Here is a 23,953-nt window from a genome sequence, read left to right on the forward strand (position 1 = left end):
CGCCCCTGCCGCGTCCCGGTCGCGGCCTCTGAGCAGCGCGCCTAGGGTGTGACGGGGGTGTCTCGTGTGACGGGGGCGTCTGGAGGCACCGATGGACCGCTCACCCGCGCCGGAACCCTTCGATACGGGGCAGGACGCAGGATCCACGGCCTCCGCTCCCCCACACCCGAGCGGTGGCCGGCACGAGCACCGCTGGCTGATCCTCGGGATCGTGGGAACCGCCCAGCTGATGGTGGTTCTCGACGCGACGATCGTGAACATCGCGCTGCCATCGGCCCAGCAGGACCTCGGGTTCAGCGACGGCAACCGCCAGTGGATCGTCACCGCGTACGCGCTCGCCTTCGGCAGCCTGCTGCTCCTCGGCGGACGCATCGCCGACCTGGTGGGCCGCAAGCTGGTCTTCCTCGCCGGGCTCGGCGGATTCGCACTCGCCTCGGCCCTCGGTGGCGCGGCGAGCAGCTTCACCATGCTGGTGGTGGCCCGCGCCCTCCAGGGCGTGTTCGGTGCGCTTCTCGCGCCCGCCGCGCTGTCCCTGCTCACCACCACGTTCACGGATCCCAGGGAACGCGCGAAGGCGTTCGGCATCTACGGCGCCATCGCGGGCGCGGGCGGCGCCGTCGGACTGCTCCTCGGTGGCGTCCTGACCGAGTACCTGGACTGGCGCTGGTGCCTGTACGTGAACCTGATCTTCGCGGTGTTCGCCATGCTGGGCGGCGCGCGGCTGCTGCACGGGGGCAGGCCCGCCGACCGCCCGAAGCTGGACGTCCCCGGCACTCTGCTGGTCTCCGCGGGACTGTTCTGCATCGTCTACGGCTTCTCGAACGCCGAGACGCACGCCTGGAGCGACGTCGACACCTGGGGGTTCCTGGTGGTCGGAGCCGTCCTGGTGGCGGCCTTCGCCTGGTGGCAGACGCGGGCCGCCCATCCGCTGCTCCCGCTGCGCGTGGTGCTCGACCGGGACCGCGGGGCGTCGTTCCTCGCGATGTTCATCTCCGGCGCCGGCATGTTCGGTGTCTTCCTGTTCCTGACGTACTACCTCCAGCAGATCCTCGGCTACACACCCGTGAAGACGGGGCTCGCGTTCCTGCCGATGGTCGCCGTGATGGTGGTGATCTCCGTCGTCACGACCAACCTGCTCGTGCCGCGGTTCGGCGCGAAACCGATCGTGCCGCTCGGCATGGGCCTCGCGGCGGCCGCGATGGCCTGGCTCACCGCCCTCGACGTGCACAGCGGTTACGCGGCGCACGTGCTGCCGCCGTTGCTCGTCGCCGGCCTCGGCCTCGGCCTGGTCTTCGCCCCCGCGATGAGCATGGCGACCGCGGGGGTCGCCGCGCATGACGCGGGTGTGGCCTCGGCCATGGTCAACACCAGCCAGCAGGTGGGCGGTTCGATCGGCACGGCCCTGCTCAACTCCCTCGCGACGAGCGCCGCCGCCAACTACCTCGTGGGCAGACGGCCGACGCCGGAAGTGAAGGCCCAGTCGGCGATGGAGAGTTACTCGACCGCGTACACGTGGTCCGCGGTCTTCTTCGCAATCGGTCTCGTCGTTACGGTCGTGCTCTACCGCAGGGGTGCTCCGGTCCACTCGGACGCGGGCGGCGGCGCGGTGCGCCTGTAGGAGGACAGTGAGGCGTGGCTTCCACATCGAGGGCTTCCGCGGCGGAAAGCGCCGACGACGGTGTCGCGCTGGCCTCCGCGCGGGGCCGCTGGGTGCTCGTCTGCGCCGTGCTCGCCTCGGGCATGGCGATGCTGGACGGCACGGTGGTGAACGTCGCCCTGCCCACCCTCGGCCGCGACCTGGACACGTCACTCGCGTCCCTGCAGTGGGTCGTCAACGCCTACATGCTCACGCTCTCGGCACTGCTGCTGCTCGGCGGGGCGCTCGGCGACCGCATCGGACGGCGGCGCACCCTGGTCATCGGCGTCGTGTGGTTCGCCCTGGCCTCGGCGCTGTGTGGGATGGCGCAGGACGCCGGGATGCTCATCGCGGCACGGGCGTTGCAGGGCATCGGCGGCGCGCTGCTCACGCCGGGTTCGCTGGCCTTGGTGCGTACGTCGTTCCGGCCGCAGGACCAGGCACGTGCGGTGGGCGCCTGGTCGGGGCTCGGCGGGGTCGCGGGCGCGGTCGGGCCGTTCCTCGGCGGCTGGCTGATCGACGGTCCCGGCTGGCGGTGGATCTTCCTGATCAACGTTCCGCTGGCGGCGCTCGTGCTCCTCGCGGTGCGTCATGTGCCGGAGAGCCGGGCCGAAGGCGCCGCGGAGAAGCCGTTCGACGTGACGGGGGCGTGCCTGGCGGCGCTGTTCCTCGCGGGCCTCAGCTTCTCGCTGATCGGCGCCGCGGGCGACTCGTCGAAGGCGGCGGCGCTCCTGCCGGGGCTCGGCGGACTCGCGGCGGGTGTCGCCTTCGTCGTGGTGGAGCACCGCCGCCGCCATCCGATGCTGCCGCTCTCCCTCTTCCGCTCCCGCCTGTTCAGCGCCGCCAACATCATGACGCTGTGCCTGTACGCGGCCATCGGCGGGCTTCTGTTCATGCTGCCGGTGCAGTTGCAGACGACACTTGGCTACGACGCGCTGCAGGCGGGGACGGCGACGCTGCCGATCACGGTTCTGATGCTGCTGCTCTCGGCCGCCGCCGGCGATCTTTCGCGGCGGGTCGGGCCCACCCTGCCGCTGGTCGCGGGGCCGCTGATCGCGGCCGCCGGGGCGCTCCTGATGCTGCGGATCGAGCCCGGCGCCGCGTACGTGACGGAGGTCCTGCCGGCGGTCGTGGTCCTCGGCCTGGGGATGAGCGTGTTCGTGGCTCCGCTGACGGCGACCGTCCTGGCCTCGGTCGACGCGGGGCGCGCGGGTCTGGCGAGCGGCGTCAACAACACCGCGGCGCGGGTGGCGCAGATGCTCGTCGTCGCGGCGCTGCCCCTTGCGGTAGGCCTTTCCGGGACGGCGTACGCGGATGCGGACGCGCTGAACTCGGCGTTCGGCAAGGCGGCCGTGGGCTGCGCGGGCCTGTTCGTCCTCGCGGCGGCAGCGGCGGCGGTCTTCATCCGCCCGCGTCCCGCCTCCTGGCACGAGGACGCGGGGAACACGCCGCGCTGCAAGTCCCATCTGGGCGTCGACGCACCGCCGTTGGAGCCGGGGAAGGACTGTGCCGGGTAGCGGCGCCCGGAGGGTCAGATCGCCGCGTCGGGGGCGTCGCGCACGAAGAGGGTGACCGAGACGCTCTCCACGAAGCCGTTGCGCCGCATCAGCGCGGCGGACGCGGTGTTGCGCGACTCGACATCGGTCACCACGGCGGTGGCACCGGCGGCGGTCAGCGTGGCGCAGCAGGCCTGCACCAGATGGCTGGCGATGCCCTGCCCCTGATAGGCGGGAGCGCTGGCGATCCACTCCAGGTTCCCCCAGTCCGTACGCTGGTCGAAACCCATCGAGCCGCAGACGAACCCGGCGAGAGCGTCACCGTCGAGCGCCACCCAGCAGGACGAGGCATCGGCGTCCAGGTGCCTGGCGATCGCCGAGAGGGACCAGGATGTGTACGGCTTCACCGAGGTGTCGTACACCTCGCGCCCCAGAGCGAGGATGTCGGCCAGATGGGTGGGAGCCATCCGTTCGAGAACGATCGGGGACCGCTGGTGAGCGGCGGCGGCTGACATGGGACCTCCCGGGTGACTGACGCCGGGACCTGCTCGGGGGCGGGGCGGTGACCGGCTGCTTCTCACGCTATGAGGGCCCGGGGCCTCGCGCACGCCAGGACCGCCCGCCGCCGGGCGCACTGCCGGCCCGAGGAGTCCTTTAACAGACTGCTGTGGTGAGCGCCTATCGTGGTGCGCATGTCCGCTCCTGAGCTGATCCGCATCGTCTCCCGTTCCTCCCCCATGGCGCTGGCCCAGGTGGAGCGCGTGCGCGCCGAACTCACCGCCCTGCACCCCGGGATCCGTACGGAGGTCGTGCCGGTCACGACCTCCGGAGACCGTTGGATGGGAGACCTCGCGAAGCTCGGCGGCAAGGGTGCTTTCACCAAGGAGGTGGACGCGGCGCTGCTCGCCGGTGAGGCGGACCTCGCGGTGCACTGCGTCAAGGACGTACCGGCGGACCGGCCGCTTCCGGCAGGCACGACCTTCGCCGCGTTCCTCAAGCGGGACGACATCCGCGACGCGCTCATCCACCCCGGCGGTCTCACCCTGGACGAGCTGCCCGCGGGAACCCGCATCGGCACGTCATCGGTGCGCCGCATCGCGCAACTCGCCGCATCGCACCCGGAGTTGGAGTGTGTCCCGATGCGCGGGAACGCCGGACGCCGGATGGAGAAGCTGGCCGCGGGCGACGCGGACGCCCTGCTGCTCGCGGTGTCGGGCCTCGAGCGCATCGACCGAATGGACGTGGTCAGCGAGGTCCTGTCGGTGGAGACGATGTGCCCGCCGATCGGCGCGGGAATCCTGGCGCTCCAGTGCCGTGAGGACGACACGCGGACCATCGAGGCCGTCTCGGGCCTCGGCGACCCGGAGGCCTGGCGGGAGGCCACCGCCGAGCGCATGTTCCTGCACGTCCTGCAGGGACACTGCAACTCCCCCATCGCCGGGTACGCGCGCTGCGAGCGGGGCGGCGACCTTTCGCTGCGCGCCCGGGTGTTCACCCCGGACGGCAAGACGGTCCTCAACGCCCACGAGTGGGCCGGGCCGCTCGACCCGGCGACGCTCGGCACGTCCGTGGCGGTCACGCTGCTGCGCCAGGGCGCGCGCGAACTGATCGACTCCATCGCGCACTGAGGTCTGCCGGGAACTCCGAGGTCACCCCGGGGCGGACGCGTGACGCGCTGCACTGATCCAGCGGAGGCCTGTACCTGCAGCCGCCCCGAACGAAAGTCTTCGATGCGCCACCCGCACAACCCGTACCACCCGGCCAGCTCGCACCACCCGCACCGCTCACGCCGCTCGCGCGCGGGCCGGCTGGTCGCCTGCGCCGCAGCCCTCTTCCTGGCCGCCGCCTGCGCGACCGACGCCGGCAAGGACTCCCCGGCCACGAACCGGACCGACTCCGTGCGTGCGCCCGAGCCCGACGCCGTCTTCGACTACCAACTCGGCGGGCCCTACCGGCCTGACCACGCCGTGCAGGCGGTCTCCCGCGACCGCTCCGCCGAGCCCGCCGAAGGCCTGTACAACGTGTGTTACGTCAACGCCTTCCAGACCCAGCCGGGCGACGCCATCACCTGGTGGAAGAAGAAGCACCCCGACCTGCTCCTGAAGGACGACGACGGCTCCCTGGTGGTCGACGACGACTGGGACGAGCCGCTCCTCGACATCTCCACGCCCGGCAGACGCCGGGATCTGATGGACGTCGTCGGGCCGTGGATCGACGGCTGCGCGAAGTCGGGCTACGACGCCGTCGAGCCCGACAACCTGGACTCCTACGAGCGTTCCGACGATCTCCTCACGCCCGAACACGCCGCCGCCTTCGCCAAGTTGCTCGCCGAGCGGGCTCACGGCCGCGGCCTGGCCATCGCCCAGAAGAACACCACCGACCTCCTTCCCGAGCGCGCCCGCATCGGTTTCGACTTCGCCGTCGTCGAGGAGTGCGCGGCGTACAAGGAGTGCGGTGACTTCGCCGACGCCTACGACGACAAGGTCTTCGCCGTCGAGTACACGCGCAAGGACTACCGCGACGCCTGCGACGCCTGGGGACCTCGCCTGTCCATCACCCTGCGCGACCGCGACGTCAGCCCCAAGAGCGCGAAGGGGTACGTCTTCGCGCAGTGCTGAGGCGATGTCGGATAGCGTCTCCACGCGTGAAACAGGCGTTCCGCTGCCGAGGAGCCATCGATGAGCACGCCGCCCGCTGCCTCGAACTCGCCCCGTCTGCAACGGCGAATCGGGGTAGGTGACGCCGTGTTCATCGGCCTGGGGTCGATGATCGGTGCGGGTATCTTCGCCGCGTTCGCCCCCGCCGCCCGTGCCGCGGGCTCGGGGCTTCTCGCCGGTCTCGCGATCGCGGCGGTGGTCGCCTACTGCAACGCCACCTCATCGGCCCGGCTGGCCGCCCGCTACCCCGCCTCCGGCGGCACCTACGTCTACGGCCGTGAACGGATCGGCGACTTCTGGGGCTATCTCGCGGGCTGGGGCTTCATCGTCGGCAAGACCGCCTCCTGCGCGGCCATGGCCCTCACCGCGGGCGCGTACGCCTGGCCCGGCCACGAACGCCCCGTGGCGATCGCCGCCGTGGTCGCCCTGACCGCCGTCAACTACGTCGGCATCCAGAAGGCCGCCTGGCTGACCCGCATCATCGTCGCGCTCGTCCTCGCCGTCCTTGCCGCTGTCGTGGCCGCCTCCTTCACCAGTGGTCAAGCTACCGCCGCCCACCTGGAGTTGAGCGGCGACGCGGATGTGAGCGGCGTTCTGCAGGCCGCCGGGCTGCTGTTCTTCGCCTTCGCCGGATACGCGCGCATCGCCACGCTCGGCGAGGAGGTCCGCGACCCCGGGCACACCATCCCCCGCGCGATCCCCATCGCCCTGGGCGTCACGCTGGTGGTGTACGCGGCGGTCGCCACCGCCTCCCTTGCCGTACTCGGCCCCGGCGGTCTCGCCGACGCGGCGGCACCCCTCGCGGACACGGTGCGCGCCGCCGGGGCGCCCGCCCTGGCCCCCGTGGTACGCGTCGGTGCCGCCGTCGCCGCGCTCGGCTCGCTGCTCGCCCTGATCCTCGGCATCTCACGTACGACACTGGCGATGGCCCGCGACCATCACCTTCCGCACGCGTTGGCCGCGGTCCACCCTCGCTCCAGCGTCCCCCACCGGGCCCAACTCGCGGTGGGCACCGTCGTATCGACCCTGGTCGCCTTCGCCGACCTGCGCGGCGCGATCGGCTTCTCCTCCTTCGGGGTGCTCGCCTACTACGCCGTCGCCAACGCCGCCGCCTGGACCCTGACGCCGGGCGAAGGCCGCCCGCCGCGCGCCGTCCCCGCCCTGGGCCTGGCCGGCTGCCTGCTCCTGGCCTGCAGTCTCCCGCTCTCCTCCACCGTTTCCGGCGCCGTCGTTCTGGCTGCCGGCGCGGTCGCCTACTTCGTACGCCGGAAAGTCATGTAGGCCTCGCGTCACGGCCCCACGTCACCGAGGACCGGCCGGAGCACGACGCGCGCGCCGCCGAGCGGACCAGGCGTGCGCGCTCGACTTCGGGCTCCGGTGGCACACCCCACCGCCTGCCTCGCGAAGCCCCAGGTCACGACATCGCCGCAGGTCACATAGGGTGGCGTAACTTCGCGGCAACATTGCTCGCCTAGCGTCGGTGTCTGGCGCGACGTCCTGCCCGCGCCAGATACCCACGCATCCACCTTGAGGGAGCCATGCGCGATCCGAAGCCGAGGGGCGACGGGTCCGGCGGGCCGCTGACGCGGGCCGACCGGGCCCGGACCGTGGCCAGTGTGCTGCGCAGGCAGGTCATGCGCGGCGCCTTCCCCGGTGGAGTACTGCCCGATGAGCGAGCCCTGATCGCCGAGTTCGACGCCTCCCGGAACACGGTCCGGGAGGCCCTCGGCCTCCTGCGCGACGAAGGTCTCGTCGAACGCCGCCGGGGCGTGGGCACGGTGGTGATCGGCCGTGCCTACGAGCATCCGCTGGGCGAACTGTCGGGGCTCGCCGAGGTGCTCCAGCGGCACGGCACCGTCGTCAACGAGGTACGCGAAGCACGCGTCCTGCGGCCGCCGCACACGATCGCCCGCCGACTGGACCTGCCCGAAGGGAGCCCGGCCGTCTACCTTGAGCGGCTGCGCCGGGTGGACGGCATTCCCCTGTCCCTGGACTGCACCTATCTCATCCCCGAGGTGGGTGAGCCCCTCCTGGCACACGCCGGGAAGACACCGCGCACGCTGGAAAACCACGACGTCTTCGATCTGATCGAGACCGCGACGGGCATGCCGCTCGGCTCGGCCGAGGTGTCCGTGCACGCCACGGTCGCCGATCCGGCGACCTGCGCCGTCCTGGAGATGCCCGAGGGCGGCGCGATCCTCGCCGTCGAACGCCTCACCCGCCTCGCCGACGGCCGCCCCGCCGACCTGGAGTTCCTCCATCTGCGCGGAGACCGTCTGACCCTGCACGCCACGCTCGACCGGGCGGCCAAGTACACCGACCGCGCCCACATCTCCGACAACGCCGGCAGTTCCTTGCCGTAACGGCTTCGCGCGCCACCGCCGGTGCGGGCACCCCTGTGTGACGGGGTGCCCGCTCCGTATCAGGCATGCGTCGTGACCTGCTGAGCGCTCCCAACTCCTCTGCCACGGAGGCCCCGTTGGATCACGCCGATCCCCTGCACGCCCCCCACCCGCCCCCTCGCACCCAGCCGGATCCACGCCCCCATCGTCCGCCCACGCTGACCACGCCGGCCATGTGTCTGTGCGTCACCTTGGTGATCGGCATGGTTTCCGCCGTCAATCTGGCGATCCCCGACCTCTCGGCCGATGCTCTGCACCCCTCCGCCCAGTCGGTGGTGTGGGTCGTGGACGGCTATGTCGTCATGTTCGCCTGCCTGCTGGTGCCCGCCGGCGCACTCGCCGATCGCAGGGGCCGCAAGGGAACCCTCATGTGCGGCATGGGTGTTTTCACGCTGGGCGCGGTGATCTGCGCCGCCGCCCCGCATGTCGCCGTACTGATCGCCGGGCGCATGATCAGCGGGGTCGGCGCGGCCGCCGTGCTGCCCACGACGCTCGCCCTGCTGGTCGAGGGCCTGCCCGATCGGGCTCGGCGCAAGGCCGTCGCCGTGTGGGCGTCCATGACGGGGCTCGCGGCCGTACTGGGCAACGTGGGCGGCGGGGCCGCCATCGAGTACGGGAGTTGGCGCACGCTCTTTCTCTGTCTGATCCCGCTCGCGCTGTGCGCCCTGCTCCTGGTGGCCGCGGTGGCCCCCGTCACCGCCCGCCGCCCGAGCCCCGCCGCGCCGCTCGCCGGCGCCCTGCTCACCGCGGGCTTCCTGGCACTGCTCTACGCGATCGTCGCCGGACCGCAGTCCGGCTGGAGCGCCTGGCCGGTGCCGGCAGCCGGCACAGCGGCGGTTGCACTCCTTGTCGTCTGGGCCCGGCGTGAGCTGCGCGCCCGCGACCCTCTCCTGGATCCACGGCTCTTCGCGCGGCCGGCCGTACGAGCGGGGGCGGCGGGGATGGCCGCTCTCTTCGCCGGGATGTTCGGCCTCTTCTACCTCAACGGCCAGTACCTCCAGTACGCCAAGGGGTACGGGCCGCTCGAAGCCGGGCTGCGGTTGCTGCCGATGGCCGCGGCGCTGCTGGCAGGCCCGCGCCTCGGCCTGCTGATCGAGCGGGTGTGCGGCCGACGCGGCACCGTCCTCATCGGGATGCTGGTACTGGCCGCCGGGCTGTGCGTGGTGTCGGCCGCCAGTGCCCGCACCCCGTACGCGCTCTACGCCCTGGGCGCCGGACTCACCGCACTCGGCTGCGGCACCGCGAGCCCGCTGCTCTCGCACGCCGTGATGAGTGCGCTGCCCGCGGAGCGGGCTGGGACGGGCTCCGCATTGCAGAGTCTCGCACGGGAGTTGGGCAGTGCCGTCGGCATCGCTGTCACCGGCACCCTCACCACCGCCGTCTTCACGGCCCGCCTCCCCTCTGATCTGTCCGGCGCCGATTCCCACCCGTCCGGCGCCGATCGGCCGACGACGGTCGCGGAAGCCGTGTCCCACACCTCCGACCCCCATCTGCACAGGGCGGTCGTCGACGCGTTCACCGCGGGCCTGCACACCGCGACGTTGACCTTGGCCGCCGTGATCGCACTGATCGCGTTCGCCGTCGCCAGGTGGCTTCCGCCGGAGCGGTGAGCCAGCAGGTCCGGCCCCGGAGCGAAGCCCCCGGAGCCGGACCCGGCCGAACAGCTACCGCGGCTCCACGCGCTGCAGCTCCGCGCGGCGCACCACCTCGGGACCGGTCTTCGCCGCCCGTGCCACCAGCGCGCGGCCGTCCCAGTCCGGCGGCCAGCCCTCCCACAGCCGCAGCTTGCCGTCGACCACGACGGCGGTGATCTGGTCGCGGTTGGCCAGGCGGACGAGTTCCCACTCCAGGTCATAGGAGGGGGTGAGCTCAGGGACGTTGACGTCCACGACGAGGAAGTCGGCGGCCTTGCCCACCGCGATCTCCCCGGTCACCCTGCCAAGACCGAGGGCGTCTGCGCTGAGCGATGTCGCGTGCTCCAGCCACATCCGACCCGCGCCGCACGAGGAATCCCCCGACGCCATGCCGTACGCCAGCCGCTGAGCCGTCTCCGCGGCATCAACGAGGCGGAAGCCGTCGCCGCGCGTCCCGTCGGTGCCCGTGCCGAAGCGCACCCCCATCGCGGCCAGCATCGTGGCGTGTGCGACAGCGTTGCCCTTCCAGGCGCTGGCCACGGGGTTGTAGCTGATGGCCGCGCCGGAGTCGGCCAGCATCCGCATCTCGCCGGGCGTGAGCAGAGTGGCATGCGAACCCAGCGTCTGCGGGCCCAGCGCCCCAACGTGCCGCAGGTACTCGACCGGCCGCCGGCCGACGCTCTTCAACGACCTCTCCACGGAGGCCAGATGTTCATTGACATGGATCTGGAAGACCGCGTCGGCCTCGCGGCACAGGTCCGCCGTCCGCTTGAGGATTTTCGCGGACGCGTCCTCGGGCACGGGGATGGCCAGGGAGGGGTGGATCAGCGGATGCGCCTCCCATCGGCCAAGATGCTCCGGCCCGCCCTTCCCGTCGGACACGACCTTGGAGAGTACGCACCGGATACCGGCTTCCTGCGTTCCCTTCGCCACAGCGGCCACATCGACCGGCGCCCGCGTCCCGGCATCGGCAACCGTCGTGAAGCCGCCCCGCAGCGCCTCGAGGGACGCCAGCTTCGCCGACACATAGGCACTCTCCTCATCGAGCGCGTGTTCCAGCGGCTCCCATATCGTCTTGAAGATCTCCGAAGGCTGCCCGAACGACTGGGCCTTGCCGAAACTCTGCGTCAAGTGATGATGCGCGTCGACGAAGCCCGGCATGATCATGTGCCCGTCCAGCCGCACCGGTCGAAGCCCGGGGTGCGCGGCCATGAGCTCCTTGGCCGGCCCGACCGCCCGGAACTTCCTGCCGTCGACGAGCACGGCCTGCCCACGCTTCGGGCCTCCCGGCAGCATCAAAAGCTCCGGTACGAGCAGCTTCCTGGTCCCCTTGAACTGCTCCGCCCGCACCGCACCGGGTGAGTCGGCCCCCTCACCGGCACCCTGCCTCTTCGTGCCCGGCCGCCCGGCGCCGTTCTCGCCCGTGGCCGCGGTGGCACTCCCGGCGGCCGGAGCGCTGATGAGCCCAGCGGCACCCGCCAGCCCTGCTCCGACCAGAAACCTGCGTCTGCCGGGCTGCTCCCCCGGCCCCGATCGCTCAGGCCCTTGTCCTTCGCCCTGGCTCTGCCCTTCCCTGTGGCCGCCTTGCCCTTCGCTCCGGCCCTGCTCCGCCGACCGCTCGATTCGCCGCTCGCTCGCCAACTCACTCGCCCGCTTCCGTACTTCGCATGCCTGCGCAGTTGCCACTCCGCGCACGCCGGGCTCCGCGTGCGGGTGCCAACGGTGCGCCGCGCGTACGGCGAAGCCCGAGGTCAGCCGTACGGCAGGTCGGTCGTGCGGGGTGGCCCGACCCTAGGACCACCGCCGGGCGTGGAACAAGACTTCCGGCATGCGACATTCACATACTGAGCAGGCAGGTGGCACAACTGCCGCCCTGCGCCACCAAACCCCTGGTCAAGCCATACATCCGGCCCGAACGAAGTGGCGTAACCTCACCGAAACATAGCGGGGTCCGGGCGGGCCGAGACGTTTCTGCGGTGAATCCCCTGACCCACCTGGCCGGGTCCCCTGCCATGCGCCACCAGCCGGGACTCGTCGGCCACTACACCTGTGGACATGATCAAGAACTTCGCGCGCGGCCTGACCGCGCTCTCCCTGTCGCTCGTCCCTCTCATCGCCCCCGCGCCCGTCCTCGCACAGACCACTGAGGTCACCACTCTGGCCGATGCCCTGCACCGGCTCCCGGTCGCGGACGAGCAGCACGAGGGCTACTCCCGCGGCCACTTCAAGCACTGGAACGCCGGACTCGACAAGAAGGACGGCTGCGACACCCGCGCGGAAGTGCTCATCGCCGAGGCCGAAGAGGCCCCCGAGGTAGGCGAGAGCTGCGCGCTGAGCGAGGGCGAGTGGGTGTCGTACTACGACAACCAGGAAGTCGACGACCCGGACAAACTCGCCGTCCATCACATGGTGCCGCTCGCGGAAGCCTGGGCTTCGGGCGCCTCCGGCTGGAGCACGGAGCGCCGTGAGGACTACGCCAACGACCAGGGCGCACCCGCCGGCCTCGTGGCCGTCACCAAACGCTCCGACCGCTCCAAGGCCAACCAGGACCCCGCCGGTTGGATGCCGCCTCTGCCCGGCGCGCACTGCCGCTACCTCTCCGACTGGGTGTCCACCAAACTGCGCTGGGACCTGGCCGCGAACCCGGCCGAGCTCGACGCCATCGCGGTATTCGCCAACGGCGAGTGCAAGAACACTTCCGTCATCTACACGGCCGCCCCGTAGGTCGCTCACCCGAGACCGCCGAAACTTCGCCGGCGGCATCCGGCGGGCCGAGGCCCGGCACGGTCAGTTGCATCGCCGGATGTCGCGCTGCGGGCGGAAGCTCTCCGGCTCTCAGGCTGCGGTGTTGAGGAGGTTGGTACCCGCGGGGGTGGTGATGCGCAAAGCGGTGTTGTGGTGCCGGGTGGTGTGGGAGAGGCCCGCGGTGCGGAGAACGGTCGCGTGCTGGCTGGCGCTGGCCGGGGAGATGCCGGCGTGGCGGGCGAGTTCGGTGGTGGTGCAGCCGGGGTGGTGGGCGATGGTCCACAGCACCACGGCGCGGGTGTGGCCGAGGAGCGCGGTCAGGGAGTCGGGGACGGTGCTCAGGGCTCGTGCGGTATCGGTGGGCGGCAGGAAGACGTCCGTGTCACGGACGCCGACGGGGTACGTCAGCCACGGCTGGGGTTCAGCTGTTTCGTCCAGCGCCGGGTATACCGCCCCGAAGACTGAGGGGATCAGGAGCAGCCCGCGACCCGCGAGATGAATGTCGCCTGCGCTGCCGGATGCCATGGTGAGTTCCAGCACGGGCGACTTCCACGGGATGTAGCGGGGGTTGAGGCCGGACAGCAGGGTGTGGAGCCCGCCTCGGGTGGCCTGGCGGGTGCGCAGTGCCTGATCCGCGCGGCTGAGGGCATCGATGTGCCCCTGATACGGGGCGATGACGTGCATGTGCGCGTGGGCGACGGTGTCGGCCAGTTCCGTGAGCAGGTGTCTGTCGCTGCCGAGCGCCTGTGTCCAGGACGGCACGGGACGCGAGTGACCGCGTCCGGCCCAGGTCTCCGTATCTTTGCGGAGACGGGCGGCGGGCGTGGCCCGCACCCGCTCCAGCGCCTCGTCGATGCTGACGGCGCCGGCGTGATCGAGGAAGTCCACGGTCCAGCCCGTCGGCGGGATCAGATCGAACAGTCGCCTCACCCTCGGCGACAGACGGCGCAGCGATTCCCTGCGCCAGGCCCCGAACCGTGTGGAATGGCTGCCCTCTTGCAGCAGTCGCAACGCGATATCCAGCTCCAGCATGGGGCGAGGGCCCTCGGCCAGCCGGGTGCGGGCCAGGTCTGCGGCTGTGACGTGGATACGCAGAGGCATACGCAGAGCCTGATCAAGATGTCGTTATTCGGGCTGGGCCAAATCACGTCGACCCTCGATCACCTGGGCGGATGCAGCCCCCGGGGCGTCGGCCACGTCAATGCCCACGGCACCTCCACGCCGGCGGGAGACCTCGCGGAAGCGCGAGCGCTGCTGCGCGTCTTCGACGGCCAACCGCCACCGGTCACCGCGCCCAAGGGCGTCCTGGGGCACTGCCTGGGGGCAGCGGGTGCCGTCGAGGCCGCTCTCGCCGTCCTCACTCTTGAGCACCAACTCATCCCGCCCACCGCCAACCTCACGCAGCAGGAGGAGAGTTACGCCCTTCCCGTCGTCACCGGCCGGCCTTCTCCCGCCTCCGTGGAAGCCGTCCTGTCCAACTCCTTCGGTTCGGCGGGCAGAACACCGTCCTCCTTTTCACGACCCCCTGACGCCCCGCCCCCCCCTGCGCAGACTGCGGCAGTCAGCGCCCAGACGCCGCCTTCCGCGACACTGGTCACCATGCACGTCACACACCCACAGGCCGCCGACGCCACCACCTCCCGCACGCCGGAACACCCCGGGACGCCCACCGGCACGCGAGGGGCGCGCGCCCTCCTACGAGCCGTGGGGCGTGCCCCTTTCACCCGGCGGGCGTGGGCCGAGGCCGCCTACTGCCTGGTCGGGTTCCCGTTGGGCCTCGTGGGCGGCGTGCTGCTCGCGGTGGTGCTGGCCCTTGGCGCGGGTTTCACCGTGTCGGTGGTGTTCGCCGTACTCGGCGCTCTTTTCTTCATCGCCGGGCTCCGATGCGCCCGGGCGTCGGGCGGCCTCCATCGTCGCCTTGCGGCGCGGCTCCTGGGGGACCGGACGCCCGCGCCGCCACCGCTGCGCCCCGAGGGGCGGTTGGCCAGCCGCCTCGACGCCCGGCTGTGGGACGGCGCCGGCTGGCGGTCGGTGGCCTATGTTCTGGTGAAGCTGCCGATCAGCTGTCTGGGGGCGTACGCCGTCCTGTGGTGGCCCGCGGGTCTGGTCGACCTCACCGCGCCGCTGCGGTGGACGGTGTTCGGGCAGCACCCCGAGCCCGGTTCCCCTGAGGGCATGCCGGTGCTCACGCCGATCCCCTTCGGCGGCCTCGACGCGGACACCTTCGCCGGCACCTTCCTCGCGGTCGCCATCGGTGCGGGCACCCTGCTGTGTGCCCCCTGGGCGACCCGCCTGGTGACCGAGGCCGATCGGTGGCTCATCGGCACCCTGCTCGGGCCCGGCCCACTCGCCGATCGTGTACGTGACTTGGAGGAGACGCGGGCGCTCGCCGTGGACGACTCGGTGGCGCTGCTCCGCCGCGTCGAGCGCGATCTGCACGACGGGGCTCAGGTCCGCCTCGTCGCGGTCGCGATGAGCCTCGACATGATCCGGCAGCGGCTCAACGAGAGCGAGAGCTCCGGTGCCGGCCCGGGCGGCCACAAGGGCGGTGGAGCTCTGGATGTCGCGCGCCTGCGTCAACTCGTCGACGGAGCGCACCACAACGCCACCGAGGCCCTCACCGAACTGCGCGATCTGGCCCGCGGCATCCATCCCCCGGCCCTTGACGACGGCCTGCCGGACGCGCTCGCCACGCTCACCGCGCGCAGCAGCGTCCCGGTCGACCTGGTGACGGACGTACCAGAGCGTCCGACCCCGGCGATCGAGACCATCGCGTACTTCTGCGCCGCCGAGCTGCTCGCGAACGTCATCAAACACAGCGGGGCCCGGCGGGCCGCCATCACGGTGGCCCAGTCGGACGGCCGGCTTCTCCTCCAGGTCGATGACGACGGGCGCGGCGGGGCGGACGCGGCAGGGGGGAGTGGACTGACGGGACTCGCGGGGCGCGTACGTACGGTCGATGGGCGGATAGACGTCAGAAGTCCTGACGGCGGGCCGACGACGGTCGCCGTCGAGCTGCCGCTGCACGCGTGAGAGCATGCCGCCATGCGCGTCGTGATCGCTGAGGATGCCGCGGTACTGCGGGAGTTGCTGGGCCAGATGCTCGCCGAGCGCGGGCACGAGATCTGTGCGTCCGTGAGCGATGCGGACACGCTGCGCGCCGCGGTCGCCGAGCACCGCCCGGACGTCACGGTGACCGACATCCGGATGCCGCCGACGCACACGGACGAAGGGCTCCGCGCGGCCATCGACATCCGCCGCGACCACCCCGGCACGGGAGTGCTGCTCTTCTCCCAGTACGTGGAGACGAAGTACGCCACACGGCTGCTCGCCGCGGGTTCGGCGGGCGTCGGTTACCTGCTCAAGGACCGTGTCGCCAACGTCACGGAGTTCACGGACGCCCTGGAGCGGGTGGCCGCGGGCGGTACGGCGCTGGACCCCGAGGTCGTCACACAGCTGGCCGGGGCAGGGCGCCGTGCGCAGGAGCTCGCGCCCCTCACCGACCGCGAGCGCGAGGTCCTCTCGCTGATGGCCGAGGGCCGGTCCAACGCGGCGATCGCGCAGAGCCTCGTCGTCTCCGCGGGCACCGTCGAGAAGCACGCGACCGCCGTCTTCGACAAGCTCGGGCTGCCCGCGTCACATGACCACAACCGCCGTGTCCTGGCGGTCATTCGCTACTTGCGCGGGTGATCGGGACCGGGCAGCCGGAACATATCGTTCCGAAGGACACCGTCATATGCCAGAAGCACCACCGCGTCGTGTGTTGCCAAATCCCTTACGAGCCCCTCCCCGCTGTGCGAAAGTCATTAGCGGTCCATCCCGCCCGTTTGGTCGCACCGCATCCTCAACGGAGCACCTCATGCCGTCCCATGTCTTCGCGGACCGCCCTTCCGCCCAGCCGCCCGAACGCGGCTCGGTCGAAGCGCTGATCACGCAGACGCGCCGGCTCCGCGGCGAGGTCGACGCCGTGCGCCGGGATGCCGGGCCCGATCAGAGCGACCCGCAGGGACGCTGGCAGCGCGCCCTGTGCGACCTGGCGGTCCACCAGCTCAACGACCTGGACGACCACCTCGCCCAGTTGCGGGACGGACCCGTGGAGCCGGCCGTGGGGCCCGCCGCTCCGGCCGTTCCTCCGCCGCTCGAACCGCAGCGCGGCTCACTGCTCAGCCGCGTCGGCAGCGCGGAGTGGAACCTCCTGAGCGACGAGGCGAGTTGGTCGGGCGAGCTGTACCAGATCCTCGGGCGGGACCAGGAAGCTCCCCCGCTCTCCCTCGACGAACTGCCCTCCCTGGTGCACGTCGACGACCAGCCGATGCTGACGGCCATGGTCACGGACTGCCTGATCGACGGGAAGCCGATCGACGGCGAGTTCCGTATCGTGCGCTCCGACGGCGGCGTACGACAGGTACACATGATGGGCGAGCCCGTGCTCGCCGCTGATGGCAGCACCGCCTCGATGTGGGCGGTCATGCGGGACGTCAGCGAGCTGCGCCGCAGCCAGCGAGCGGTGCGCGAGACCCGTGACTCGCTGCAGCGCCAGCGGCACATCGCACAGACGGAGCACCGGCTCGCGGTCGAACTGCAGGAGGCCGTGCTGCCGCCGTGGCGCGGCTCCCTGCGGTTCCCGCACGGCGGGCCCGCGGCATTCGACCTCGCCGCGCACTACCTCCCCTCCTCGACGAGCTCACTGATCGGTGGCGACTGGTACGACGCGATGGAGCTGCCCGACGGCCAGTTCCTGCTCAGCGTCGGCGACCTCACGGGGCACGGCGTCACCGTCACCTCGGGTATGGCGATGCTGCTCGGCGCCGTGCGCGGCATGGCCGTCACCGGAGTGCGGCCCGGCCAACTCATGGGCTGCCTCAACCAGTTACTGGACGGCACCGCACAACCGGCGCTCGGCAGCGCCGTCTGCTGCCAGTACACCCCCGCCACCCGCACTCTCAGCTGGGCGCAGGCGGGACACCCCGTCCCACTGCTGTTCCGCGGTGGGACGGGGCGCGCGTTGACGCCACCGGGCGGAGTGATCCTCGGGGCGACCTCCGGAGCCACGTACGAGCAGGCCGAAGAGCAACTCGAGCCCGGCGACCTGCTGTTGCTGCACACCGATGGGCTGGTCCCCCGGCGCACCAGGGACGCGGCAACGAGCCGGCTGCTCGCGCTCGCGCCACGCTTCATGGAGACGCGGGGTGCGCAGGACTGCGTACGGATGGTCGTCGAGGAGTTCGGCGTGGCCCCGCGTGAGGACGACGCCTGCCTGCTGATCGCCCGGGTCAATTCCTGACCCGCGCCCGAGCTCTGCCAGGCCCTACGCGCGGACCCGGCTGCCACCTCCGGTCTTGGCCGCCGCCTTGGGCAGGGCCATCTTGATCTCCTCGCGCAGGTCCTCGATCTTCGGGTAGCCCGAGTACTGAGCCGTCAGGCGGTACATCTCGCGCAGCCGGTCCCAGGTGCGGTGCGAGGAGTTCGAGCCCATCGACACCAGCGCCAACCGTGCGTACCGATCGGCCTGTTCGGGGTCGTCGGCGATGAAGCATGCCGAGGCCAGCGAGATGTAGTCGAAGATCTGCGAGCGGTCGCGGCCCTTGGACCGCAGATCGATCGCCTCTCGGGCATGGCGCTGGGCCGTGTTGGCGACGGACGCGTCGTGATCGGCGAGGGTGCGGAAGGCCAGGGCCTGCATGCCGTGCATGTCCGCCTCGTCGAACATCTGCATCCAACTCGGCGGTGGCACATCGCCCTTGTCGGAGACGAACAGATCCTCCGCGATGCCCAGTGTGCGGCGCATCGCCTGCCCCTTGCCCATCGACGCCTGCGCCCAGGCCTCGATGGTGTAGAGCATGGCCTGCGTGCGCGGCAGCATCTCCTCGCCCGAGCCCGACTGGGCGAGCTTCATCAGGTCGAGGGCGTCGTCGGGCCGGCCGAGGTGCACCATCTGGCGTGCGGCCCGGGACAGGGCCTCACCGGCGCGTGGCCGGTCGCCGCCCTCGCGGGCCGCGTGCGCGGCGATCACGAAGTACTTCTGTGCCGTGGGCTCCAGGCCGACGTCGTGCGACATCCAGCCCGCGAGGACGGCGAGATTGGCAGCGACGCCCCACAGGCGCCGCTGGAGATGGTCGGGGTGTCGGTAGGCGAGCATGCCGCCCACTTCGTTGAGCTGTCCCACCACAGCCTTGCGCTGCAGCCCGCCGCCGCGTGCCGCGTCCCAGGCCCGGAACACCTCGACGGAGGTCTCCAGTTCCTCGATCTCCTGCGACCCGATGGGGGCAGCCTCATAGCGGTCGAACCCAGCGGGGTCGGCGTGCAGGGGATGGTCGGTTCGGGGAGCGTCGGCAGCGAGGGCCGGATCGGTGTGCAGCCAGTCGTGCATGGCGCCGGTCAGTGCGGAGCCGGCGGCGAGCGCGGCACCCGCGCCCACCAAGCCGCGTCGGTTGAGCATGAGGTCCATTCCCGTGAATTCGGTGAGGACCGCGGCTGTCCGTTCGGGCGCCCACGGCACGCCGTCGGGGTGCTCCACACCACCGTCGCCACGCCGTTTTCCCACGCGCCCGTGCCGGACCAGACCAAGATCCTCAATGGTCACGACACGGCCGAGACGCTCGGTGAACAGAGCCGCCAGAACCCGGGGCACGGGATCGCGCGGGATTTCTCCCATGTCGATCCAACGCCGTACCCGCGAGGTGTCGGTGGCCAGCTGCGGATGGCCCATGGCCGCCGCCTGCCGGTTCACCAGTCTCGCGAGCTCCCCCTTGGACCAGCCTGCCAGGCCGAACAGGTCCGAAAGTCGGGTGTTGGGTTGTCCGTTCACGTCAAGCCCCCAGGTTCTCGGCTGAGTTGACAGTAACCCTCTGTCAGTTGCTGAGCGACTATTCGCCAGGGTTCGCCAGGGTGCGCCACATGGTGTGCCAGGGGACGCCGGGTGTCAGGTAGGAATGCGCCACCCCGACCCGGACCACCGCGGGACATTCCCCAGGGTGCACCAAGGCGGCCGGGGCGGGAGGCGCCGCAATTCGCAGGCACACGAAGGGATCTGTATCGCCCATGTACACAGCATCGTCCTCCGTGTCCGCCCCGCCCCGGCCTCTGCACAGCCGACAGCCCGGCAGCGGCCCGTATCTGGAGCCCGCGCGCCCCGCGGCCGGGTCGCTCGGCGCCGGCCGGACGCGACGCGTTCCGGGGCCGGGCACGCAACCGCTCAGCGGGAGACTCGACTTGTCAGGCCCCCAGGGGGCGCAACTGCGCACCGCGATCGCCTCGGTGCACCGCATCTGTCCAGAGTTCAATCCGGTACAGGTGCTCCGCCGCAGCGGACGCACCGTACTGCTCGTGGGAACCACAGGACGCAGCACCGCGATCGCCAAGTGTTTACTGGACCACTCGCCGGTGTGGGCCGAGCAGATCCGGCACGAAATAGCTGCCTACCGCTCGTTCGTCCGGCACCGTCCTCCCGTCCGGGCCCCGCGGCTCATCGCCGCGGACCCCGAGGACTGCACGCTGGTGATCGAGCGGATGCAGGGGCGCGTCGCCGCGCTGTCCCGCCATCCCGTGGAGTCGCCGCCCCGCGCGGACGTGCGGTTGGCGCTCAACGCGATCCGTCACCTCAACCGGTGGCGTCCACCGCAGGAGTTGTTCGGCAGGCCCCTGGACTACGGCAAGCGGATCTCCCGCTTCCATGACCTCGGCCTGCTCACCGACCGGGACATGGGCGACCTGCAGAAGCTTCTGCACGGCATCGCGCACTCGGCCGGGCAGCACGGCACGTGGCAGTTCTGTCACGGTGACGCGCTGCTCTCGAACATCCTGCTTTCCCCCGCGGGCCCGGTGCTCGTGGACTGGGAGCACGCGGGCTGGTACCTGCCGGGCTATGACCTGGCGACGCTGTGGTCGGTGCTCGGTGACGCACCCGTCGCACGGCGCGAGATCAGTCAGCTGGCGCAGGAGCAGGGGCCGGCGGCGCGTGACGCGTTCCTGGTCAACCTGATGCTGGTGCTGACCAGGGAGATCCGTACGTACGAGATGGCCGTGCAGCGATCGATGCACGACGCGACCCCGACGGCACCGGGACCAGCCCACCCGAGTGCCGCGCCGTCCGGCGAGGAACAGCGGCTGCTGCTGAGGCGACTGCACGACGACTGCCAGCTGGCCCGCAGGGCCGTGCGCGCGGCGGTCGGTACTCGCTGACGGGGAGACAAGTCCGCAGTGCGCCTTGGACAGCGGCGCACTGCGGACTTGTCTATGCCCCCGGCTACTTCCGGGTGACTATGACGTGGTGAACTGCACCGCGTCTACGTCAAAGGAATTGTTCTGCGGCGACTTGAAGACCAGATACAGCTTGTGTGTGCCGGCCAGGGCTTCGACCGGCACGTCGGGTGTGGCCTGATAGGTGTCCCAGCCCCCGGTGTTGGGGACGGGTGTCGTGGCGAGCAGCTTGCCGTCGGGCGCGTCCGCACGCAGTTCGATCGAGCCGACGCCGTACGGCGAGGACAGCTTGTAGCTGACCTTGCTGACGCCTTCGACACTCATCGGGCTGTACGCGATCCAGTCGCCGTCACTGACGTCGCCGATGCGCTTGCCGTTCTCGGCGCCCTCCTGGGAGACGATGCGAGTACCTGACTGGTCGTCGTGGTACTCGGCCTGCTTGTGCTTGGGGTGCATGACGGAGCGGCCGTAGCCGGTGAGGGCACCGACGCCGTCGCCGCCCTTGTCGGTGTACTTCGCGTTGAGGACGTAGGTGAGGTCGGCTCCCTCGGGGTGACCGCCCAGGTCACCGGTGTCCACGGTGCCTTCGCAGCCGGGGATGTCGGTGGTGGGGTGCTCGTGGTCGTCGTGGCCGAGGGCCGGGTTGACGGTGACCTTGGAGCAGTCGATCGTGCCGTCCTCGGGGTCGGTGACCGTGACCTTGTAGGGGATCTTGTCGCCGAACTCGATGAGCTTGCCGTCGACCGGGGTCTCGACCTTCACCTTGGGTGCCGTGTTGCCCGCCGTGACGGGCACGTTGGCGTAGCCGGACTTACCGGTGGAGTCGGTGATCTTCAGCTGGGCGTTGAAGTCTCCCTTGGTGTCGTACGTGTGGGAGGGGTTGGCGTCGGTGGAGTCGTACGTGCCGTCTCCGTCGAAGTCCCAGGCGAAGGTGAGCGGATCGCCGTCCGGGTCCTTGCTGCCCTCGCTGGAGAAGTCGACCTTCAGCGGAACGGGGCCGTTGGTGGCTGACGCCTTGGCCTGGGCGAGCGGGGTGCGCTGCCCCTGGGCGTAGTCGATGCGGTAGAGACCGGAGTCGTTGTTGCCGCCGCCGAACTCGCTGCCCCACTCCAGGACGTACAGCGATCCGTCGGGACCGAAGGTCATGTCCATCGGCTTGGCGAACTTGGCCGACTTCAGGAAGTCGTTGATCTTCAGGAGCTTCCCGCCCTTGTCGAAGCGGATCTCCTTGACCGAGTCGCGGGCCCACTCGTAGAAGAAGCTCGCGCCCTCGAAGTAGGCGGGGAACTTGGTCTTGGAGGGGTTCTTGGGGTCGTAGTGGTAGACGGGACCGCTCATCGGCGCCGAGCCGCCCTCGCCCATCTCCGGGAACTCCTTGGACGCGCCGTAGCCGTACCAGATTTCGGGCTGCTGGATCGTCGGCAGGTCCTTCAGACCGGTGTTGTTCGGCGAGGGGTTGGTGGGCTTGGCGCAGTCGAACTTGGCGCCGACCTCCTGGGTGTCGGGGTTGTAGGGGGCGTACGCCTGGTTGTTGCCGTGGCAGAAGGGCCAGCCGAAGTTGCCCGCCTTCTTGATGACGTTGTACTCGACGAGGCCTTCGGGGCCGCGGTTGGTCTCGGGGGCGCCGCGGTCGGGACCGTAGTCGGAGGCGTGGACGTAGCCCGTCTTGGGATCGACGGTGAAGCGGAAGGGGTTGCGGAAGCCCATCGCGTAGATCTCGGGGCGGGTCTTCGCGGTGCCCTTGGCGAAGAGGTTGCCCTTGGGGATGGTGTAGCCGCCCTTGTCCGAGGGCTTGATGCGCAGGATCTTGCCGCGCAGGTCGTTGGTGTTGCCCGCGGTGCGCGCGGCGTCCAGCATCTGCTTGCCCGCGCGCCAGTCGAGCGGTGCGTAGCCCTGCCAGTTGGGGTCGAGGTTGGGCGGGACGTCGTCGCCGACTCCGAGGTAGAGCGTGCGGTTCGGGCCGAACTCGACGGCGCCGCCCGTGTGTCCGGGCTCGGGGAAGGTGCGGTCGCGGTAGGCGGGCACGTCCAGGAGCTTCTTCTCGCTGGCGAGGTCGAGGGTGTTGTCCGGCTTGACCGTGAAGCGGGAGAGGCGGTTGACGTCGTCCGTCGCCTTGGCCGGCGCGTAATAGAGGTAGATCCACCGGTTGGTGGCGAACTTCGGGTCGAGCTCCATGCCGACGAGGCCGTCCTCGCCGCCGGTGTAGACGTCGAGCTTGCCCGCCGTGGAGGTGGAGTGGCTCTTCGGGTCGAAGATCTTCACCTCGCCGCTGCGCTGGACGTAGAAGACCTTGCCGTCCTTGGCGACGTCCAGCTCCATCGGGTCGGCGGTGTTGTCGTCCAGTGCGGTCTTCTCGTAGCCGGACCAGACGGTGCCGCCGCAGTCGCCGGGCTTGTTGCCCGCGGCCCACTCGATACCGCCGAGCACGTGCTCGCGGAAGGCCGGCTCGGTGTACGACGCCTTGTCGTGGCCCATGGCGGTGGCCCAGACCTTGCCGCCCTCGGCGCTGCGGCACCAGGAGATGGGGTGGTCGGCGCCCATCTTGGAGCCGCCGGGGTCATACGTGGTCTCGTCGGCGGTGACCAGGACGTGCACGTCACCGCGGGGATTCTTGTCGAAGTTGTACCACTCCTCCGGGCGCTCCCAGCGCTCGGGAAGACCCTTGGTGGAGGGGTGCGCGCGGTCGGCGACCTTCGCGGTGCCCTTGAGGACGCCCGGTGAGTGGGCGGGCATGTGGGCGCCGGCGTTGATGAGGTCGTCCCACCAGGGGAAGGAGTCCTCGACGCCCATGTCGAGGGTGTTGTGCAGGGCGACGACGCCCTTGCCGCTCTTCACGTACGTCTTCATGGCGTCGCGTTGGGCGTCGGTGTCCCAGACCATGCCGGAGTTCTGCAGCATGATGATGACGTCGAAGTCCTTGAGCTTCGCGTCGTCGAAGACCGTCGCGTCGTCGGTCGTGACGAGCTCGAAGTTGTTCGCCGCCGCCTGCTCCTTGACCATCTGGACACCGGCCGGAATGGAGTCGTGGACGTAGCCGACGGCCTTGGTGAAGAGCAGCGCGCGGAAGGCTGGCGCCTTGTCGGCCGCGTTCGACGTGGCGGGCAGGAAGCCGACCGCGAGGAGTAGCGCCGCGACGATCGCGATCACCGCTTTTCGTACGGTTCTCGGATCGCGTAGTCGTCTT

The 23,953-nt window shown here is 70.8% G+C and carries 17 protein-coding genes; 12 read left to right on the forward strand and 5 right to left on the reverse strand.

Annotation, left to right across the window (positions count from 1 at the left end; translation table 11 throughout):
• Positions 1–91 precede the first annotated feature (91 nt).
• Together ACZ5WE_RS09495 and ACZ5WE_RS09500 are read left to right on the forward strand one after the other, a co-directional pair.
• Positions 92–1,618, forward strand: a complete 1,527-nt coding sequence (locus tag ACZ5WE_RS09495) for an MFS transporter (RefSeq protein WP_467684173.1) — start codon at positions 92–94, stop codon at positions 1,616–1,618.
• Positions 1,619–1,632: 14 nt separating this feature from the next.
• On the forward strand, positions 1,633–3,153 hold the full coding sequence (locus ACZ5WE_RS09500; protein ID WP_467684171.1) for an MFS transporter: 1,521 nt from the start codon (positions 1,633–1,635) through the stop codon (positions 3,151–3,153).
• A gap of 14 nt (positions 3,154–3,167) precedes the next feature.
• On the opposite strand, the gene ACZ5WE_RS09505 is transcribed toward ACZ5WE_RS09500, so the two are convergent.
• On the reverse strand, positions 3,168–3,647 hold the full coding sequence (locus tag ACZ5WE_RS09505) for a GNAT family N-acetyltransferase (protein ID WP_467684170.1): 480 nt from the start codon (positions 3,645–3,647) through the stop codon (positions 3,168–3,170).
• A gap of 177 nt (positions 3,648–3,824) precedes the next feature.
• Here ACZ5WE_RS09505 and hemC point away from each other — a divergent pair, with 177 nt between their 5' ends.
• The 5 genes from hemC (at position 3,825) to ACZ5WE_RS09530 (ending at position 9,801) form a co-directional block, all read left to right on the forward strand.
• Positions 3,825–4,760 (forward strand): hydroxymethylbilane synthase, encoded by a 936-nt coding sequence (gene hemC / locus ACZ5WE_RS09510; protein WP_467684169.1) that lies wholly within the window; start codon positions 3,825–3,827, stop codon positions 4,758–4,760.
• Positions 4,761–4,862: 102 nt separating this feature from the next.
• Positions 4,863–5,750, forward strand: coding sequence for an endo alpha-1,4 polygalactosaminidase (locus tag ACZ5WE_RS09515; protein ID WP_467684168.1), 888 nt, complete (start codon positions 4,863–4,865; stop codon positions 5,748–5,750).
• Positions 5,751–5,810: 60 nt separating this feature from the next.
• Positions 5,811–7,070: an APC family permease gene (locus ACZ5WE_RS09520; protein ID WP_467684166.1), complete on the forward strand. Its 1,260-nt coding sequence runs from the start codon at positions 5,811–5,813 to the stop codon at positions 7,068–7,070.
• Positions 7,071–7,327: 257 nt separating this feature from the next.
• Positions 7,328–8,152, forward strand: a complete 825-nt coding sequence (locus ACZ5WE_RS09525; RefSeq protein WP_467684164.1) for a GntR family transcriptional regulator — start codon at positions 7,328–7,330, stop codon at positions 8,150–8,152.
• A 242-nt stretch (positions 8,153–8,394) separates the two neighbouring features.
• Positions 8,395–9,801, forward strand: a complete 1,407-nt coding sequence (locus tag ACZ5WE_RS09530) for an MFS transporter (protein ID WP_467684162.1) — start codon at positions 8,395–8,397, stop codon at positions 9,799–9,801.
• A 54-nt stretch (positions 9,802–9,855) separates the two neighbouring features.
• On the opposite strand, the gene ACZ5WE_RS09535 is transcribed toward ACZ5WE_RS09530, so the two are convergent.
• On the reverse strand, positions 9,856–11,121 hold the full coding sequence (locus ACZ5WE_RS09535; protein WP_467685155.1) for an amidohydrolase family protein: 1,266 nt from the start codon (positions 11,119–11,121) through the stop codon (positions 9,856–9,858).
• A gap of 759 nt (positions 11,122–11,880) precedes the next feature.
• Between ACZ5WE_RS09535 and ACZ5WE_RS09540 the strand changes: the two genes are divergently transcribed.
• The gene (locus ACZ5WE_RS09540) at positions 11,881–12,549 is read left to right on the forward strand and encodes an HNH endonuclease family protein (RefSeq protein WP_467684160.1); all 669 of its coding nucleotides are present in this window, start codon (positions 11,881–11,883) and stop codon (positions 12,547–12,549) included.
• Between the two features lie 111 nt (positions 12,550–12,660).
• Here ACZ5WE_RS09540 and ACZ5WE_RS09545 read toward each other — a convergent pair whose 3' ends face one another.
• On the reverse strand, positions 12,661–13,671 hold the full coding sequence (locus ACZ5WE_RS09545) for an ArsR/SmtB family transcription factor (RefSeq protein ID WP_467684158.1): 1,011 nt from the start codon (positions 13,669–13,671) through the stop codon (positions 12,661–12,663).
• A gap of 18 nt (positions 13,672–13,689) precedes the next feature.
• On the opposite strand from ACZ5WE_RS09545, the gene ACZ5WE_RS09550 reads away from it, so the two are divergent.
• From ACZ5WE_RS09550 to ACZ5WE_RS09560, 3 genes are all read left to right on the forward strand, one after another.
• Entirely contained in the window at positions 13,690–15,603 is a 1,914-nt protein-coding gene (locus tag ACZ5WE_RS09550; protein ID WP_467684156.1) for a sensor histidine kinase, read from the forward strand.
• Between the two features lie 12 nt (positions 15,604–15,615).
• On the forward strand, positions 15,616–16,260 hold the full coding sequence (locus ACZ5WE_RS09555) for a response regulator (protein ID WP_467684154.1): 645 nt from the start codon (positions 15,616–15,618) through the stop codon (positions 16,258–16,260).
• Between the two features lie 169 nt (positions 16,261–16,429).
• The gene (locus ACZ5WE_RS09560; protein ID WP_467684153.1) at positions 16,430–17,854 is read left to right on the forward strand and encodes a PP2C family protein-serine/threonine phosphatase; all 1,425 of its coding nucleotides are present in this window, start codon (positions 16,430–16,432) and stop codon (positions 17,852–17,854) included.
• A gap of 24 nt (positions 17,855–17,878) precedes the next feature.
• Here the strand turns inward: ACZ5WE_RS09560 and ACZ5WE_RS09565 are convergent, their stop codons facing one another.
• Positions 17,879–19,378, reverse strand: a complete 1,500-nt coding sequence (locus ACZ5WE_RS09565) for a DNA-binding protein NsdB (protein ID WP_467684151.1) — start codon at positions 19,376–19,378, stop codon at positions 17,879–17,881.
• 233 nt (positions 19,379–19,611) lie between these two features.
• Between ACZ5WE_RS09565 and ACZ5WE_RS09570 the strand changes: the two genes are divergently transcribed.
• Complete coding sequence (locus ACZ5WE_RS09570) at positions 19,612–20,751, forward strand: aminoglycoside phosphotransferase family protein (RefSeq protein ID WP_467684149.1); 1,140 nt, start codon at positions 19,612–19,614, stop codon at positions 20,749–20,751.
• Positions 20,752–20,829: 78 nt separating this feature from the next.
• Here ACZ5WE_RS09570 and ACZ5WE_RS09575 read toward each other — a convergent pair whose 3' ends face one another.
• A complete protein-coding gene (locus tag ACZ5WE_RS09575; protein ID WP_467684148.1) occupies positions 20,830–23,916 on the reverse strand; it encodes a ThuA domain-containing protein in 3,087 nt (1,028 codons plus the stop codon).
• Between the last annotated feature and the right edge of the window lie 37 nt (positions 23,917–23,953).

This window comes from Streptomyces sp. NPDC033180, from assembly GCF_055577645.1.